This is a genomic window from Paraburkholderia sp. BR10141 (assembly GCF_056155635.1).
The window spans coordinates 85,799-102,194 of record NZ_JBMIQH010000006.1 but is presented as its reverse complement, the minus strand read 5'-3'; the positions used below and the strand labels follow the sequence as shown (position 1 = coordinate 102,194).

The 16,396-nt window shown below is 65.9% G+C and carries 18 protein-coding genes; 10 read left to right on the top strand and 8 right to left on the bottom strand.

Annotated features, from left to right (window positions below; all coding sequences use genetic code 11):
- Nucleotides 1-15: 15 nt before the first annotated feature.
- The 5 genes from ACOJB8_RS10720 to ACOJB8_RS10700 all read left to right on the top strand — a co-directional run bounded on the left by ACOJB8_RS10720 (nt 16) and on the right by ACOJB8_RS10700 (nt 5,391).
- The gene (locus ACOJB8_RS10720; RefSeq protein ID WP_069262607.1) at nt 16-738 is read left to right on the top strand and encodes a C39 family peptidase; all 723 of its coding nucleotides are present in this window, start codon (nt 16-18) and stop codon (nt 736-738) included.
- Nucleotides 739-751: 13 nt separating this feature from the next.
- Nucleotides 752-1,597: a peptidase C39 gene (locus tag ACOJB8_RS10715; protein WP_475012477.1), complete on the top strand. Its 846-nt coding sequence runs from the start codon at nt 752-754 to the stop codon at nt 1,595-1,597.
- A 164-nt stretch (nt 1,598-1,761) separates the two neighbouring features.
- Nucleotides 1,762-3,255: a hypothetical protein gene (locus tag ACOJB8_RS10710; RefSeq protein ID WP_406952765.1), complete on the top strand. Its 1,494-nt coding sequence runs from the start codon at nt 1,762-1,764 to the stop codon at nt 3,253-3,255.
- A 16-nt stretch (nt 3,256-3,271) separates the two neighbouring features.
- The gene (locus ACOJB8_RS10705) at nt 3,272-4,798 is read left to right on the top strand and encodes a sigma 54-interacting transcriptional regulator (RefSeq protein ID WP_475012475.1); all 1,527 of its coding nucleotides are present in this window, start codon (nt 3,272-3,274) and stop codon (nt 4,796-4,798) included.
- A 95-nt stretch (nt 4,799-4,893) separates the two neighbouring features.
- Nucleotides 4,894-5,391 (top strand): dihydrofolate reductase, encoded by a 498-nt coding sequence (locus ACOJB8_RS10700; protein WP_028206731.1) that lies wholly within the window; start codon nt 4,894-4,896, stop codon nt 5,389-5,391.
- A gap of 95 nt (nt 5,392-5,486) precedes the next feature.
- Here ACOJB8_RS10700 and pmbA read toward each other — a convergent pair whose 3' ends face one another.
- Nucleotides 5,487-6,857 carry a metalloprotease PmbA gene (pmbA, locus tag ACOJB8_RS10695; RefSeq protein WP_069262611.1) on the bottom strand — a complete coding sequence of 457 codons (1,371 nt, stop codon included), beginning with the start codon at nt 6,855-6,857 and terminating at the stop codon, nt 5,487-5,489.
- A 266-nt stretch (nt 6,858-7,123) separates the two neighbouring features.
- Here pmbA and yjgA point away from each other — a divergent pair, with 266 nt between their 5' ends.
- Together yjgA and mog are read left to right on the top strand one after the other, a co-directional pair.
- Nucleotides 7,124-7,738 (top strand): ribosome biogenesis factor YjgA, encoded by a 615-nt coding sequence (gene yjgA / locus ACOJB8_RS10690; RefSeq protein ID WP_069262612.1) that lies wholly within the window; start codon nt 7,124-7,126, stop codon nt 7,736-7,738.
- Nucleotides 7,725-8,348, top strand: a complete 624-nt coding sequence (gene mog / locus ACOJB8_RS10685) for a molybdopterin adenylyltransferase (RefSeq protein WP_368605520.1) — start codon at nt 7,725-7,727, stop codon at nt 8,346-8,348. The genes yjgA and mog overlap by 14 nt, the downstream gene beginning before the upstream one ends.
- A 64-nt stretch (nt 8,349-8,412) precedes the next feature.
- Here the strand turns inward: mog and orn are convergent, their stop codons facing one another.
- Nucleotides 8,413-9,042, bottom strand: coding sequence for an oligoribonuclease (gene orn, locus ACOJB8_RS10680; protein ID WP_069262614.1), 630 nt, complete (start codon nt 9,040-9,042; stop codon nt 8,413-8,415).
- Between the two features lie 112 nt (nt 9,043-9,154).
- Here orn and ACOJB8_RS10675 point away from each other — a divergent pair, with 112 nt between their 5' ends.
- Genes ACOJB8_RS10675 through ACOJB8_RS10665 form a run of 3 tightly spaced genes read left to right on the top strand, consistent with a single transcriptional unit; the run spans nt 9,155 to nt 11,717 of the window.
- Nucleotides 9,155-10,432 carry a M48 family metallopeptidase gene (locus tag ACOJB8_RS10675; RefSeq protein ID WP_368616020.1) on the top strand — a complete coding sequence of 426 codons (1,278 nt, stop codon included), beginning with the start codon at nt 9,155-9,157 and terminating at the stop codon, nt 10,430-10,432.
- Nucleotides 10,429-11,370, top strand: coding sequence for a ribosome small subunit-dependent GTPase A (gene rsgA, locus ACOJB8_RS10670; RefSeq protein ID WP_475012473.1), 942 nt, complete (start codon nt 10,429-10,431; stop codon nt 11,368-11,370). Before ACOJB8_RS10675 ends, rsgA begins: the two co-directional genes overlap by 4 nt.
- A gap of 23 nt (nt 11,371-11,393) precedes the next feature.
- Nucleotides 11,394-11,717, top strand: coding sequence for a putative signal transducing protein (locus ACOJB8_RS10665; protein WP_475012472.1), 324 nt, complete (start codon nt 11,394-11,396; stop codon nt 11,715-11,717).
- Between the two features lie 79 nt (nt 11,718-11,796).
- Here the strand turns inward: ACOJB8_RS10665 and ACOJB8_RS10660 are convergent, their stop codons facing one another.
- The 6 genes from ACOJB8_RS10660 to rpsP all read right to left on the bottom strand — a co-directional run bounded on the left by ACOJB8_RS10660 (nt 11,797) and on the right by rpsP (nt 16,195).
- A complete protein-coding gene (locus ACOJB8_RS10660) occupies nt 11,797-12,735 on the bottom strand; it encodes a CobD/CbiB family protein (protein ID WP_475012470.1) in 939 nt (312 codons plus the stop codon).
- A gap of 150 nt (nt 12,736-12,885) precedes the next feature.
- Complete coding sequence (locus ACOJB8_RS10655; protein ID WP_069262618.1) at nt 12,886-13,608, bottom strand: CoA pyrophosphatase; 723 nt, start codon at nt 13,606-13,608, stop codon at nt 12,886-12,888.
- 86 nt (nt 13,609-13,694) lie between these two features.
- Nucleotides 13,695-14,090 (bottom strand): 50S ribosomal protein L19, encoded by a 396-nt coding sequence (gene rplS, locus ACOJB8_RS10650; RefSeq protein WP_035522529.1) that lies wholly within the window; start codon nt 14,088-14,090, stop codon nt 13,695-13,697.
- Between the two features lie 149 nt (nt 14,091-14,239).
- Nucleotides 14,240-15,007: a tRNA (guanosine(37)-N1)-methyltransferase TrmD gene (gene trmD, locus ACOJB8_RS10645; RefSeq protein WP_069262619.1), complete on the bottom strand. Its 768-nt coding sequence runs from the start codon at nt 15,005-15,007 to the stop codon at nt 14,240-14,242.
- 65 nt (nt 15,008-15,072) lie between these two features.
- Nucleotides 15,073-15,834, bottom strand: coding sequence for a ribosome maturation factor RimM (gene rimM, locus ACOJB8_RS10640; protein WP_069262620.1), 762 nt, complete (start codon nt 15,832-15,834; stop codon nt 15,073-15,075).
- 97 nt (nt 15,835-15,931) lie between these two features.
- Nucleotides 15,932-16,195 carry a 30S ribosomal protein S16 gene (gene rpsP, locus ACOJB8_RS10635; protein ID WP_028206744.1) on the bottom strand — a complete coding sequence of 88 codons (264 nt, stop codon included), beginning with the start codon at nt 16,193-16,195 and terminating at the stop codon, nt 15,932-15,934.
- Nucleotides 16,196-16,396 lie beyond the last annotated feature (201 nt).

Genomic DNA, 16,396 nt, shown 5'->3' with positions numbered 1-16,396 from the left:
AGGCAGGAGACCACCATGTCCGGGCCCGTATCGACCCCGGCATCAAGGATGTTTGTCGTCGCGCTGACGCTCTCGGCCAGCGCAGCCCTTGTGCCTGTGCATGCGCAGCAGTCGACGCTCGACGCGACCCACCTCGTCGGCGTGCCGGTGAAGCTGCCGCTCCACTCGATGCGGGACCTGCGCTATCGCAGCATCGTCAGCCAGCAGTACGACTACAGCTGCGGCGCCGCCGCACTCGCCACACTGCTCAAGTATGGCTACGGCATCGACATCCCCGAACCTGAGCTGATCCGCCAGATGATGGTGTTCTCCACGCCCGAGGTGGTCGTCAAGAACGGCTTCTCCATGCTCGACATGAAGAAGTTCGTCGAGACGATCGGCTTGCGCGGCCGCGGTTTTCGCGTCAATACCGACGCGCTCTACCACCTGCAGATTCCCGTGCTGGTGCTCATGAACATCGATGGCTACGAGCACTTCGTGATCGTCAAGCACGCCGAGAACGGCCGCATCTTCATTGCGGACCCCGCGCTCGGCAACCGGATCGTCGCCGAAGACGACTTCGCCAAAACATGGAACGGCCTCGTCTTCGCGGTGCTCGGCAAACCGTTCCTGGAGGACTCTCCGCTGTTGCAGAACAACGAGTCGCTCGCGCTCAAGCTGCGTGAACAAGCCTTGCTCAATGGCACTGCGGCGACTCCCTTCTTCGAATACGGCCTCGATAAGGCCGTCATGTTCTGAAGTCCGAAGAATCATGAAACGCAACCTCTCACAGTGTGGCATCGCGGCAGCCGTCTGCGCGCTCGCCTGCGCTTTTTCGAGCGGTGCGCTAGCGGCTGAAGGCATCGGCTTGCCGCAACCGGTGCCGGCGTTTCTCGCGAACGCCGACGGACAGGCGCAAGGCATCCGCTGCGAAGCCGTCGGCGACGACGTGCTCGCGCATCAGACCGGCAAATATGCCGGCAGCGACATGATTTCCGGGTTCGTTCTGAACCTGCTTTCTCAATGGCAATTGCCAAACGGCGCGACCGCAGTCGCGCAAGGCGCGCTCGCGGTCGCCCAGAACGCGGCCAACCAGGTGAGCGCGCAGGTGAAGACCTATGCAACCGTGATCGACCCGACGCAGGGCGGGGCCACGGGCGCAAACAGCGGCGCCAACCCGAACGCGACGGCCACCGGCGGCCAGAACGTCTCGATCAACGGCGTCTCGCAGATCACCCAGGTGGCCGGCAACGGCAATACGGGCGCCAATGCCGCCACCATCTCCTATGACAACAACGCGCCGCACCTCGCGAATCTGCCAGGCGCCGCCAACCAGTCGAGCGCGTCGGCATCGAACGCGACCGGCAGCATAAGAGCGGGCATCTCGTTCGGCAGTAACGGCGTCAACGTGACGCTGCAGACGCCGGCGGGCATCGCCACGCAGAACATCGTGCCGGGCAACATGCAGCAAGCCGGCGCGATCGCCCAGTTACTCCAGGTCGCAGGCAATAACCAGCAGGTCGCCAACCAGTTGCAACTGAGTCTGCAGACGCAGCAGATGACGTCGCAAATGATCCGGCAGACCGGCGTATTACAGGCTCTGCGAAATCTCCACTAACCGAGGGCCTACACGAGACGTGCCAGTCAAGGAGACCACCACGCGGGCAAGGACCCGCGCGAGAAGCAGCACTTTGAATGAGGAGCATCGACGTGCGCGGGCGTGGAACCAGGGGGTTCCGCCGGGCGCCCGCATTCGATCCCGGGGGAAGAACAATGAAGATGATGTCCAGGGCGGCCGCGCCACACGTGTCGCTGGCCGCCATTCCAGCAGCCGTTTTACTATTCGCGCTCTCGCAATCCGCCCACGCGCAGGCGCTACAAAGCCAGTCGATCGAAGACCGCCTGAATACACTCATGCGCGTCGTCGACGAGCAGCAGAGGCAAATCCAGTCGCTGGAGCGCCAGGTGACGAACCTCGAAATGGCGCAACGCGGCCGCGGCATGCCGGGCGCGGGCGCGCCTGACGCCGCGTCGGGCGCGACGGTCGCGGAACAGCCGGGCGCAGACGGTCTGCCTGTGCCCCTGCCGCCGCTCGCCCAGGCGCTGCCGGGCGCGACGGCGCCGGGTTCGCTCACCGGCACGGCCACGGGCGTGCCGGTGAACCCGCCCTCGCCCGACGCGGGCGCGACCAATGGTGCGACCGGCACTTCGGCCGCGAGCGGGCCGCAGCAGGGCGCGCCCGTTGGTATCAACCCGGGCGTCAATCCCAACACCGGCAGCCCGACCGTGGGTGAGACGCAAAAGAGCGCCGAGCCGTCGCGCACGCAAGCCGAAGAGGCGGTCGTGCAGCGCGAGCACGCGCCGCTCTTCGACCACAAGCTGACGTTGGACTGGGGCATCAGCGACAGTTACTACGATCGGCGCCAGCTCCAGCTTTCGGGCTTTCTTGCACTCGACGCGATCTTCCTCGGCAACATCAATCTGGGGCAGACCAAGTCGCACACGATCACGGCCGACCTCGACACGCGCTACGGCCTCACGGACCGCATGAGCATCGATGTGGACGTGCCTTACGTCTACCGGCACAGCACCTTCATCGTGGGTGGCGCGGGCGGCTCGGCCAGCACGCTCACGGATGCATCGGTCAATTCGAACGCCATCGGCGACGTGAACTTCGGGATCTACTACCAGTTCCTGAAGGAAACCAACAGCATTCCCGACGTGGTCGGCAGCCTGCGCGTGAAAACGGCGACCGGCACCTCGCCGTTCGGCATCAAGGTTCAGCAGATCACGCCCGACAACACCAATCTCGTCGCTCCCAGCAAGCTGCCTACAGGCACGGGCTTCTGGAACGTCACGGCCGGCATCTCGGTGCTGAAGACCTACGACCCCGTGGTGCTGTTCGGCAGCTTCTCATACACGTACAACATCTCACGCTCGTTCGCCGACATCTCCTCGGTGATCGGGCAGACCGAGCCTGCCGAAGTGAAACTCGGCGACATCATCCAGTTCGGCGGCGGCGTAGCGCTCGCCTTCTCGGACAAGGACTCGGCGAGCATTTCGTACACCATGGCCATCGAGCCGCAGTCGAAGACCAAGTCGCCGGGCGGCACCTGGACCGGCGTGCCGGGCAGCCAGACGACCGCCTCGGTGCTCAACTTCGGCCTGAATCACGTGGTGAACAAGCACCTGACGATCAACGGCGCGGTGTCCGTCGGGCTCACGCCCGATGCACCGAACTTCGTCGTCGGCGTGCGATTCCCTTACACCTTCTGATCACATGAGGCCGATCGTGCGCGAATCCTCACATCTGGGCGCCACTGTGACACCACTCGCCGGAGCCGGGCAGCGTCTCGCCGTGGGCGGGCCGCCGCTTGCCGAAGATATCCCCGACGTGGGCCGCGCGCGCGATGCGAAGCCCGAGGCGGGCATCGAGCGCACCCTGCTGTATGTCGCGCGTACGCCCGACCCGCTGCTGTGTGCCTACCTCAAGAGCCGTGGCTGGGAAATCTCGACCGCGCGCACGGTGCACGAGGCCTCGCGCCTCGTGAAACCGGAGGCGGCCTACGCCGGCATCATCGATCTCACGGGTTTCGCGCCGCGCGAGTTCGCGGGCCTCGAGACGATTCTGCGGCTGCAGCAGGTGGGATGGATCGCGCTCACCGACGATTCGCGCCTCACCGACGCCGAAGTGCGGCGCTTGATCCGCCACTATTGCTTCGACTACGTGCACGTGCCGGTCGCGCATGCGACGCTCGACTACCTCGTGGGCCACGCGTTCGGCATGGTGTCGCTGTGCGATCTCGACACGCCGGCCGCCGCCGCGAGCCAGGACGATGACGAGATGGTCGGCACCTGCGAAGCGATGCAGCAGCTCTTTCGCACGATCCGCAAGGTGGCCAACACCGATGCCACCGTATTCATCTCGGGCGAATCGGGCACTGGCAAGGAACTCACGGCGCTCGCGATCCACGAGCGCTCCGCGCGGCGCAAGGCGACCTTCGTGCCGATCAACTGCGGCGCGATTCCGCACCATCTTCTGCAATCCGAATTGTTCGGCTACGAGCGCGGTGCGTTCACGGGCGCGAACCAGCGCAAGATCGGGCGCGTCGAATCGGCCAACGGCGGGACGCTCTTTCTCGACGAAATCGGCGACCTGCCGCTGGAAAGCCAGGCAAGCCTGCTGCGCTTTTTGCAGGAAGGCAAGATCGAGCGGCTGGGCGGCCGCGAGCAGATTCCCGTGGACGTGCGCATCATTTCGGCCACGCACGTCGATCTCGAGGCGGCGATGCGCGACGGACGCTTTCGCGCCGACCTCTTTCACCGCCTGTGCGTGCTGCGCGTGGACGAGCCGCCGCTGCGCGCGCGCGGCAAGGACATCGAAATTCTCGCGCATCACGTGCTGCACAAGTTCAAGCAGGACAGCGCGCGCCGCATCCGCGGCTTCACGCCAGACGCCATCGAGGCCCTGTACAACTACAACTGGCCTGGCAACGTGCGCGAGCTCATCAACCGCGTGCGCCGCGCGATCGTGATGGCCGAAAGCAAGCTGATCTCGGCGGAGGATCTCGATCTCGCGCACTTCACCGCGCAGCAGACGGTCACGCTCGCGCAGGCGCGCGAGGCCGCGGAGCGGCGCGCGATCGAAGCGGCGCTGCTGCGGCACCGGCACCGGCTCACGGAAGCCGCTGCCGATCTCGGCATCTCGCGCGTGACGCTTTACCGGCTGATGGGCACGCACGGCCTGCGCGACGAAAAAACGTTCTTTGGCGGCGAAGCGGAGAACCAGGCGGAATTGCCGACCGACGGGCAGGACTGAAACAGCCGATGCCGCGAGGAAGCGCGTCGGGGCGCCCGGCGCGCTCGGGTAGAATGACTGCGAACAGCTTACAACCTCGCACCTCTACCCTTTCGATGACGACGCTCACTCTCATTGTCGCGCGCGCCCGCAACGGCGTGATCGGCCGCGACAACGCGCTGCCCTGGCGGCTCCCCGAAGACCTCGCGTTCTTCAAGCGCACCACGATGGGCGCGCCCATCATCATGGGCCGCAAAACGCACGAATCGATCGGCCGCGCCTTGCCGGGCCGCCGCAACATCGTCGTGACGCGCGACGCGGGCAAGCGCTTTCCCGGCTGCGACACCGCCACGAGCCTCGACGAGGCGCTCGCGCTCGCGGCCCAGGACCAGGCGCCCACGGCGTTCCTGATCGGCGGCGCGCAGCTCTACGGCGAAGGACTCGGGCTTGCGCACGAACTCGTCGTGACGGAAATCTCCGCGGACTTCGAGGGCGACGCCACCTTCCCAGCGCCCGACCCCGACGTGTGGCAGGAAACGTCGCGCGAGACGCTGCATGCGAATGCACCGAACGACTTCGATTTCGCTTTCGTGCGGTACGTGCGGCGCGATTGATCGATGGGCGCGCGCAGCGCGGCACCCAAAAGCAAAACGGCACGCCAGGGCGTGCCGTTTTTCATCGAGCCTGTGCAGAAGGCGCTAAAGGGCGCTTACTGGCCCGCCACCGTCATCCGCTCGATCAGCACCGAGCCGGTCTGACGCGTGCCGCGCGCGAGCGTATCCGCGCCCACGGCGACGATGTGGTGGAACATCTCCTGCAGCGTGGAAGCCACCGTGATTTCTTCCACCGGGTACTGGATCTTGCCGTTCTCCACCCAGAAGCCCGACGCGCCGCGCGAATAGTCGCCCGTCACGAAGTTCACGCCCTGCCCCATCAGTTCGGTCAGCAACAGGCCCGTGCCGAGCTTTTTCAGCATCTCCTCGAAGTCGTCCTCGGGCTTCGTGAGCGAGCTCTGGAACTGCAGGTTGTGCGACCCGCCGGCGTTGCCCGTGGTCTGCATGCCGAGCTTGCGAGCCGAATACGACGACAGGAAATAGCCCTGCACGATGCCGTCCTTCACGACTTCGCGGCGCTGCGTGCGCACGCCCTCTTCGTCGAACGGCGCGCTGCCGGCCGCGCGCGGCACATGCGGGTCCTCGACGATCTGGATGTGCGGCGCGAACACCGGCTTGCCGAGGCTGTCGACGAGGAACGACGTCTTGCGATACAGCGCGCCGCCGCTCACAGCCTGCACGAACGCGCCGAGCAAGCCCGCCGCGAGCGGCGCCTCGAACAGCACCGGCACCTTGCGCGTGTCGAGGCTGCGCGCGTTCAGGCGTGAAAGCGCACGCTCGGCCGCATAACGCCCGACGGCTTCGGGGGAGGCCAGCTCGGCCGCGCTGCGCCGCGAGCTGTACCAGTCGTCGCGCTGCATGTTGCGGCCGACGCCTGCGATAGGCGCACACGAAACGTAGTGGCGCGAGTACGGATAGCCGTGCATGAAGCCGCCCGAGGTGGCGAGCACGAACTGCGAATGCTGCGCCGACACGCTCGCGCCTTCGGAATTCTTCACGCGCGGGTCGACGGCGAACGCGGCGTCTTCGGCGCGGCGCGCGATTTCCACGGCCTCGTCGGCGGAGAGATTCCACGGGTGATAGAGGTCGAGGTCGCGCGGCGCGGTTTCGAGCAGATCGCGCTCGGCGAGGCCCGCGCAGTCGTCGTCGGCGGTGAAGCGCGCGATGTTGTACGCGGCAGCCACCGTGTCCTTGAGCGCCTGCGGCGAAAAGTCCGAGGTGCTCGCGTTGCCGCGCTTGTTGCCGATATAGACGGTCACGCCGACCATCTTGTCGCGGTTGTGCTCGATCGTCTCGACCTCGCCGCGCCGCACCGAGACGGACAAACCGTCGCCTTCGGAAATCTCGGTCGCGGCGTCGCTCGCGCCGAGCGCGCTGGCGTGCCGCAGGATATCTGACGCGATCTCCTTCAGCTCGTCCTGGGTGTGGGGGAAAAAGCGTTGCCGGGCTTCGATGTCTGCTGCCATTGTCGTTACGGTCCGGTATTGGGCCGGTGCGGCCCGCTGATGTCGTGTTTCGCTGGTGTCGATTCAGGTGCCTCGGAACGCGCAGCGTTCGCAAAGCGCATCCCGCGATCATAGCAAGGTATGTGAACACGCATCACAGGCGCTTTCGCCGCCTGGCCCCCGCACCAACCGCCGTACCAATGCCCGCACCCGCATCGGGCCGCCGGCGCCGCTTTCCGCCGACTTCCAGCCCGAGCCGCACGCGCGCGCACGCTACAATACGCCCCATGAAACGCAAAACCCGCATTCAACCGATGAACGACGCTGTCGCCGAACAAGACGACAACGGCTACGATCGCCCGAGCAAATCGCAGCTCAAGCGCGACATGGAAGCGCTCCAGGAACTCGGCCAGGCCCTCGTGGAACTGCCCAAGGACGCGCTCAAGCGCATGCCGATGACCGAAGACCTCGCGGACGCCGTCCACGAGTGCCGCCGCATCACCGACCACGAAGGCCGTCGCCGCCAGCTCCAGTACGTGGGCCGCATGATGCGCGGGCTCACGGAGGCCGAAGTCGCCGCGCTGCGCACGAAGCTCGACGAGCACCGCGGCGTGAACAGGGCCGCCACGGCCCGCCTGCACTGGATCGAGCGCACGCGCGACAAGCTGCTCGCGGACGACGCCGCGCTCACCGAATTCATCCGCCAGCACCCCGCCGCCGACCCGCAGGAAGGCCGCACGCTGATCCGCAACGCGCGCCGAGAGCAGGAGCAAGGCAAGCCGCCCAGGTCCTTCCGCGAGCTGTTCCAGTGGATCAAGGACGCGAGCGCCCAGGGCGCCGGCGAGAGCGAAGACCAGGACGACGAGCGTGCCGACGAGGACCGCGAAGATGACGAAGCCTGAGCGCAGCCATCCTGACGAACTCGTGATCGGCCTCGTGTCGGTCAGCGACCGCGCGACGAGCGGCGTCTACGAGGACAAGGGCATTCCCTCGCTGATGGAGTGGCTCGGCAACGCGCTGAAAACGCCGTGGCGCGCCGAAACGCGCCTGATCCACGACGACGCGGGAACAATCTCCGCGACGCTCACGGCGCTCGTGGACGGCCTCGGCTGCGACCTCGTGTTGACGACGGGCGGCACCGGCCCCGCACGCCGCGACGTGACGCCCGAGGCGACGCTCGCGGTCGCGACAAAGGAAATGCCGGGCTTTGGCGAGCAGATGCGCCAGATCAGCCTGAATTTCGTGCCGACGGCCATTCTGTCGCGCCAGGTTGCCGTGATCCGCGAGAACGACGACCACGCGGCGCTCATCATCAATCTGCCGGGGCAGCCGAAGTCGATCAAGGAAACGCTGGAAGGCTTGCGCGACGATCAGGGCGCGGTGAAGGTGCCCGGTATTTTTGCTGCCGTGCCGTACTGCATCGACCTGATCGGCGGACCGTATATCGAAACCGATCCGAACGTCGTGGCGGCGTTCCGGCCCAGGAACGCGCAGCGGGCGCCGCGCGCTTGACACTCGAACTTCAACGATCGCGCAGCAGCGGCAGCGCCGCTGCTGCTGCGTGTCTCAACGGCGCTCAGAGCGCCGGGCCGGCCTCGCCTGCCGCCACGTCGGGCACGATGCCCGGCGCCGGAACGAGGAAGTGCTCGCGGTAGTACTTGAGTTCGTCGATCGACTCGTGGATGTCGGCGAGCGCCGTGTGCATCGCGCGCTTCTGGAAACCCTTGTAGAGGGTGGGCTGCCAACGGCGGCACAGCTCCTTGAGCGTGCTCACGTCGAGGTTGCGGTAGTGAAAGAAGCGCTCGAGCGTGGGCATCCAGCGCGCCATGAAGCGGCGGTCCTGGCAGATCGAGTTGCCGCACATCGGCGACTTGCCCGGCGGCACGTATTGCGAAAGGAACGCCATGATCTGCTCGGTCGCGGTTTCTTCCGTGACGGTCGAAGCGCGCACGCGCTCGGTGAGGCCCGAGCGGCCATGTGTGTTGCGGTTCCATTCGTCCATGCGGTCGAGCACCGACTCCGGCTGATGGATGGCCAGCACGGGGCCTTCCACGAGCTTCTCGAGCGTCGAGTTCGTCACCACCACGGCGATCTCGATGATGCGGTCGTTGTCGGGATCGAGGCCCGTCATCTCCATATCGAGCCAGATCAGGTTCATGTCGGTGCGCTCGATGAGCGGCGCGCCGGCAGCGGTAATGTCAGTCATGAAAGGCAACCCGAAGAGCGTTGGTGGCGCGGCGCGTGCGCGGCATCGACAGGATGCGATGCCCGGCCGGCGAGAACATATAATTGTCGCATAGATACCACGGACTTCCTGGATGCCTAATCTGTCCCCCTCCCCTGCGCTGTACTTCAGCGTGCTGTTCGTCGTCGGCGTGCTCGCCATGGTCGCGACCAAACTCTGGCTCGCGTCGCGCCAGATCCGCTTCGTGGCCGCCCACCGCGGCGCGGTGCCGGCGCAGTTCACCGCCACCATCCCGCTCGCCGCGCACCAGCGCGCCGCCGACTACACGGTCGCGCGCACGCGCCTCGGCATGATCGAGATCGTGCTCAGCGCCGTGGTGCTGATCGCGCTCACGCTGCTCGGCGGCGTGCAGGCGCTCGATCTCGGCATCTCGGACGCGATCGGGCGCGAATATGTGGGCCAGATCGCGCTGGTCGGGGCCGTGCTCGCCATCTCCGGCCTGGTCGAGCTGCCGCTCGACTACTACCGCCAGTTCGTGGTCGAGGAGCGCTTCGGCTTCAATCGCATGACGAAGCGCATCTTCATCATGGACCGCATCAAGGGGCTCCTGATCGGCGCCGCGTTCGGCATTCCACTGCTCTTCGTCGTGCTCTGGCTCATGAAGCAGGCGGGCAGCCTCTGGTGGCTCTGGACGTGGGCCGTATGGGTCGCCTTCCAGATGCTCGTGCTGGTGCTCTACCCCACCTTCATCGCGCCGCTCTTCAACAAGTTCGAACCGCTGCGCGACGAAGCGCTGCGCTCACGCATCGAGGCGCTCATGCAGCGCTGCGGCTTCGCGGCCAAGGGCCTGTTCGTGATGGACGGCAGCCGCCGTTCCGCGCACGGCAACGCCTATTTCACGGGCTTTGGCGCATCCAAGCGCATCGTGTTCTTCGACACGCTGCTCGCGCGCCTGTCCGGCAGCGAGATCGAGGCCGTGCTTGCGCACGAACTCGGTCACTTCAAGCGCCGTCACGTGATCAAGCGCATGGTCGTCACGTTTGCGATCAGCCTCGCGCTGCTCGCCCTGCTCGGCTGGCTCTCGCAGCGCGTCTGGTTCTACGAGGGGCTCGGCGTGCGGCCGTCGCTGCTCGGCGGCAATGAAGGGCTCGCGCTCGTGCTGTTCTTCCTCGCCGTGCCCGTGTTCCTGTTCTTCGTTACGCCGCTTGGCAGCCTCTCCTCGCGCAAGCACGAGTTCGAGGCCGACGCCTTCGCCGCCACGCAAACGGACGCGCAGCATCTCGTCAACGCGCTCGTGAAACTCTACGAGGACAACGCGTCGACGCTCACGCCCGACCCGCTCTATACCGCGTTCTACTACTCGCATCCGCCGGCTTCGCAGCGGATCGACCGACTGCTCGCGCACGCATGAACCGGCGCGCATCCAAAGCCGCCGGCAACGCAAAAGCTGCAGGCGCCACGCTGCACGGCGTGGTGATCGCCGCCCATGGGCGCCATTATCTCGTCGCGCCCGACGGCGGCGGCGCGCACCTGCAATGCTTCCCGCGCGGCAAGAAGAGCGAGGTTGCGGTGGGCGACCGCGTCGAGTATCAGTCGACTTCCGCCGACCAGGGCGTGATCGTCGCGATCGGCGAGCGGCGCAACCTGCTCTATCGCTCCGACCAGTTCAAGTCGAAGCTCTTCGCGGCGAACCTCGACCAGTTGCTGATCGTGCTCGCCACCGAGCCGCACTTCAGCGAGGACCTGCTCGGGCGCGCGCTCGTGGCCGCCGAGGCCAACGACCTCAAGCCGCTCATCGTGCTCAACAAGATCGACGTAGAGCCCGCGCTGCCGCTCGCGCGCCAGCGCCTCGAACGCTATCGCGCGCTGGGCTATACGGTGCTGGAGGTTTCGGTGAAGGGCCGCCCCGAGCAAGCACACGCGGTGCTGGCCGAGCATCTCCACGGCCATCAGACGATCCTGCTCGGCCAGTCGGGCATGGGCAAGTCGACGCTCGTGAACCTGCTGATCCCCGACGCCGAAGCGGCCACGCGCGAGATCTCGACGGCGCTCAACAGCGGCCGTCACACCACGACGTTCACGCGGCTCTACACGCTGCCCGAGGGCGGCGCGTTGATCGACTCGCCGGGCTTCCAGGAGTTCGGCCTCTATCACCTCACCGAAGGCAAGCTGGAGCGTGCGTTCCCCGAGTTCCGGCCGCTGCTCGCGCATTGCCGCTTCTATAACTGCCATCACCTGCACGAGCCGGGCTGCGCGATTCTGGAAGCCGTGGACGACGGCCGCATCGCGCCCGAGCGCCAGGCGCTCTACGCGCAGCTCATCCACGAGATCAGCCAGATCGTGCGCTGACGCGCCGCCTGCCCCCAACGCCTATGCTCAAGCTCGTGCGCGCGCCGAATCTGCTGATCGCCCAGCACTGGATGAACATCCTGGCGACGGCGGGCGTCCCCTGCGAGCTGCACAACCGCTACCTGAGCGGCGCGATGGGCGAGATTCCGGCCGAGCAGTGCGCGCCCGAACTGTGGCTCGTCGACGAGCGCGACGAGAAGCTCGCCCGGCGTCTGATTGACGAAGCCGTGAACGGGCCGCCGCCGGGCTCGCCCAAGTGGCGCTGTGCGCGCTGCGGCGAGGTGCTCGAGGCGCAGTTCACCGTGTGCTGGAATTGCGGACGCGATCGCGACGTGCGCGACGAGTAACGGCGTGAGTTGCTGATCCAGACGAAAATGGGCCGCTGGAAGCGGCCCATTTGCATTTCTGCGACTCAGCGTCGGGCGCTCAGAGCCAGACGGCAATCGTCAGCATGAGCAGCAGGATCATCCACAGGATCACGGCGCGCCATACGAGGCCCACGGCCGATTGCAGCGTACGCGGCGTGCAGTCGTCGCCCACCGTGTACGGACCGCCCTCGCCCGGCTGCGCGAGCACATCGACGCTGGACTGCTCGGCGAGCGGGCCTGACAGGCGCGCGCCCAGCGCGCCGCTGCCAGTGGCGAGCAGCACGCCTTCGTTGGTGTCGGGCCACTGGTTCGTGTGGTTGCGCCAGGCGTAGATCGCGTCCTCGAAGTTGCCGACGATCGCGAAGCCGAGCGACGTGAGCCGCGCAGGCACCCAGTCGATCACGAAGAACACATGCTGCGCGAAGTTCGAGAACGCCTCGGTGCGGTCCTCGGCCGGACGTGCCCACTCGCGCGCGAGATATTCGGCGATGCGGTACAACACGGCGCCCGCGGGTCCGATCGGCACGAGAAACCAGAAGAACACGCCGAACACGTGCCGATGCGAGGCGATCACCGCGTGAATCAGCGTGTGGCGCACGATCTCGCTCACGGGCATGTCCACGGCGTCGATGCCGGTCCATTCCTGGAGGATTTCACGCGCGCGCGGCACGTCGTCGTTGTTCAGCGCGAGATGGATGTCGGTGAAATAGTGGCTGAACTGGCGAAAACCGAGCGTGAAGTACACAACCACCACGTTCCACAGGAACGCCAGCACGAAGCTGATGTGGTACAGCACGTAGTAGACGAGCGCCGTGGCGAGCGTCCACGGCAGCACGACCACGAGCCACGCGAGGAGGCCATGCTTCTGCTTGCCGGCGTCGAAGCCGTGAGCGGCCCACTCCGCATTGAGGCGCACGAGCGCCATGACCGGATTATTGGGCGACAGCGCCCGCACCTGTTCGATGACGAGAGCCAGCAATACGGAAAAGAAGGTCATGCGACGCGCCGTGCAGATCGGGTTGCGAAAGGGGTTTTATGAAAGTGTTGCAACGATATCACAGGGCCAGATGTGCCTGACCATCGCCGGCAATTCGGGCGGCAAACTCGCAACAGTGCGCAGCGACGCTTGCACGCGCCGCCAGACGTGTTACGCGAGCAGGAAACGGTAGAAGTTGCGCAGCATACCGGCCGTCGCCCCCCAGATGAAGTGCGAGGAGCCGACACCGGAAGCGACGACGGGTTCGGGCACGTCGAGGTCCGGCGAATTGCGGTCCGGATACGGCATCGCATAAAAGCGCCGCTCGCCGCCTTCCCAGCGGAGCACGCGCACCTGGTGATGCACCGGGTTCATGAGAAAGCTGAGCGGCACTTCGAAGATGCTTGCCACTTCGAGCGAGTCCGCCGCGAGACTGAACGGCTCGTGCACGAGACCGACCACGGGCGTGACCCTGAAGCCGGTGCCGGTGAGGTAGTCGGGCAATGCGCCGAGCACCTCGACGCGCGCGGGGTCGAGGTTCACTTCCTCGTGCGCCTCGCGCAGCGCGGCGGCGATGGGGGTGGGGTCGGAAGGTTCGCGGCTGCCGCCGGGAAAGCTCACCTGGCCCGCGTGATTGCTGAGGTTGTCGGCGCGCTGGGTGAGCAGCACGGTCAGGCCGCCCGGGCGCATGGCAATGGGCATGAGCACGGCGGCCTCGCGTGGATCGCGCATCTCGAACAGACGGGCTTCCTGGGGTTCGGGGTCCCACGGCAGGCGCTGCTCGAAGCGCGTGCGCAAGCCGGCGGCGGTCAGGCGTTCCGCGGCGACCTGCGGAAGGCTCGCGCCCGTCGATTCGATCGGCAGGCTTTCGGGTTCAAATACTGGGCGGATCAACGGGCGTCCCGGATTACACGTACACGAGATTATTTTGCGGCCAAAAAGAAAAAAGCACCCCGGAGGGTGCTTCTTTCTTACAGCTTTTACGCCTGTTCGGCCGGAGCAGCTGCGCGGTCTTTCGACACCAGCTTTTCCTTGATACGTGCCTTCTTGCCCGACAGGTTGCGCAGGTAGTACAGCTTCGCGCGACGCACGTCGCCGCGACGCTTCACCACGATGCTGGCCAGCAGCGGCGAGTACGTCTGGAACGTACGCTCGACGCCTTCGCCCGACGAGATCTTGCGCACGATGAACGACGAGTTCAGGCCGCGGTTACGCTTCGCGATCACGACGCCTTCGTATGCCTGAACGCGCTTGCGGTTACCTTCAACCACGTTCACGTTGACGATCACCGTATCGCCGGGGGCGAATTCGGGGATGGTCTTCTCGCCCAGCACGCGCTGGATTTCTTCCTGCTCGAGTTTTTCAATCAGATTCATGGATTGACTCCGTATGCCATCTTGTCGGCGTTCGTACCTGTGCAGGGTTGCTGCACTACGGCCCCGATAGAGGATGGATTCACAACTGGCGCCGTTCACGCATGAAGCGGCACCGCCTTTTGCGCCCCTTGTCGCGCACGCCCGAAGCCTTACGCTTCGTTCGAGCCCTTCGCGAGACTAGCGAGCCACGCCTCGTCGGCCCGGCTCAACATCTTGTTCTTTCTGGCCCGCGCGATCAGATCGGGCCGCTTGTTCCACGTGTTGCGCAACGCCTCGCGGCGACGCCATTGCTCGATTTCCGCATGATGGCCGCCAAGCAGCACATCGGGCACGCGCACACCGTCGTATTCCTCGGGGCGCGTGTAATGCGGACAGTCGAGCAAACCGTCGACGAAGCTGTCCTGCACCGCCGAAAGCGCATCGCCCAGCACGCCCGGCAGGTTGCGCACCACGGCGTCCATCAAGGCCATCGCGGGCAATTCACCCCCCGAGAGCACGAAGTCGCCGAGGCTCACTTCTTCGTCCACGCAGCGGTCGACGAGACGCTGGTCGATCGCTTCATAGCGGCCGCACAACATCACGAGACCCGGCTCCTGCGCGAACTGCATGACGCGTTCGTGCGTGAGCGGTTTGCCTTGCGGCGACATCAGCAGCACACGCGGGGCGCTCACGCCGGCTTGCGCCTGCGCGGCCTTTGCCGCGTCGATCGCCGCTTCGAGCGGCCTGGCCAGCATGACCATGCCGGGCCCGCCGCCGTAGGGGCGATCGTCGATCGTACGGTAGTTGTCGGTCGTGAAATCACGCGGATTCCACGTGCGCAACGTGTAACGCTGCTGCTTCGCCGCCCGGCTGGTAATGCCCCAGTCGGTCAGCGCGCGGAACATCTCGGGAAAGAGCGTGACGACATCGAACTGCATCGCTCTCTCCGTTCAGCGAAATTGAATCAAGGCGCGCGGCGGGGTTGCCACAGCGTTGCCGCTGCTTAGTAGTCGGCTTCCCAGTCGACGACGATACGCTTCGCCGCCAGGTCCACCGTCTTCACGAACACGCCTACAAACGGGATCAGGCGCTCGCCGGTGGCCGGCTTGCCATCCTTGTCCGTGGACGCATACGTGACACGCAACACCGATTGCGCGCCATTGTCGATCAGGTCGGCAACCTTGCCGAGCTCGACGCCCGCCTCATTGGCGACATCGAGGCCGATCAGGTCGACCCAGTAATATTCATCGGCTGCGGGCGCCGGGAATTCGGCCCGGCTCACGTACACGCGCGCGCCGCGCAACAGCAGCGCGGCATCGCGGTCGGCCACGCCCGAAAGCTGGCCAACGACGCTGTCACCATGAACCTTGGCGCTCACGCGCACCGCGCAATGACGCTCGCGATGCGCCTGACCCTCGCGGCCCTTGAGGAGCCACCAGCGTTTAGCGGAAAGCAGCGCCTGGCTATCCTGCGCGTGCGGCGCGATCTTCAGCCAGCCCTTGAGGCCGTAGGCGTCGATCACGGCGCCGACTTCAACGGCGTCGGCAGGCCAACTCGCCTCGGTTTCGGCGCGCAGGCCACCGGCTGTCCCGGTTGCGGGCACAGCTTTCGCGGCGCTCTCGCGCGCAGGCTTGCGCACGAACGCACCAAACGACGGCGCGCCGCGGGCGGCAGCCTTGCCGGCGCCGCTGGCTGCAACTTCGGGCGCCCCGCTTTCCGACGCGTCGTTCGCCTCTACGGCAGATTTGGCGTCATGCGCGGACATCGGCACCCCTTGCGACCAGCTTGATATTGCATACGCGGATCATGCAGCGCGTACACGGGTGAAACACGGACAACAGACTGAAAAGACGCTTAAAGACTTAAGCAGCCGGCGCAGCGGCGGCGGTCTTTTGCGCTTCCTTCACGAGGCGCTCGACGGCCGGCGACATTTGCGCGCCGTTTTCCTTCCAGTACGTCACGCGATCTTGAGCGATACGCAGCGTTTCACCCTTGGTAGCGACCGGGTTGTAGAAGCCCACGCGCTCGATGAAACGGCCGTCGCGACGGTTGCGCGAGTCGGTTGCGACGATGTTGTAGAACGGGCGCTTCTTCGAGCCGCCGCGTGCCAGACGGATGATGACCATACGAAAATCCTTGAAAACCGGGGGTTCGGGACTACTGAAACATGCGATTATAGCCCGAAACCGGAGGCATAACAAACACTTAACGGGAAATTGCACGCCGGCGCGCGGAAAGCGGCGAGACAAAGCGGTCAAACTGCGGCTCATGCCCACGATGGGCGGGCCCTGGAGCGAATTGTGGCGACTTTCAGACGACTCGTGCAA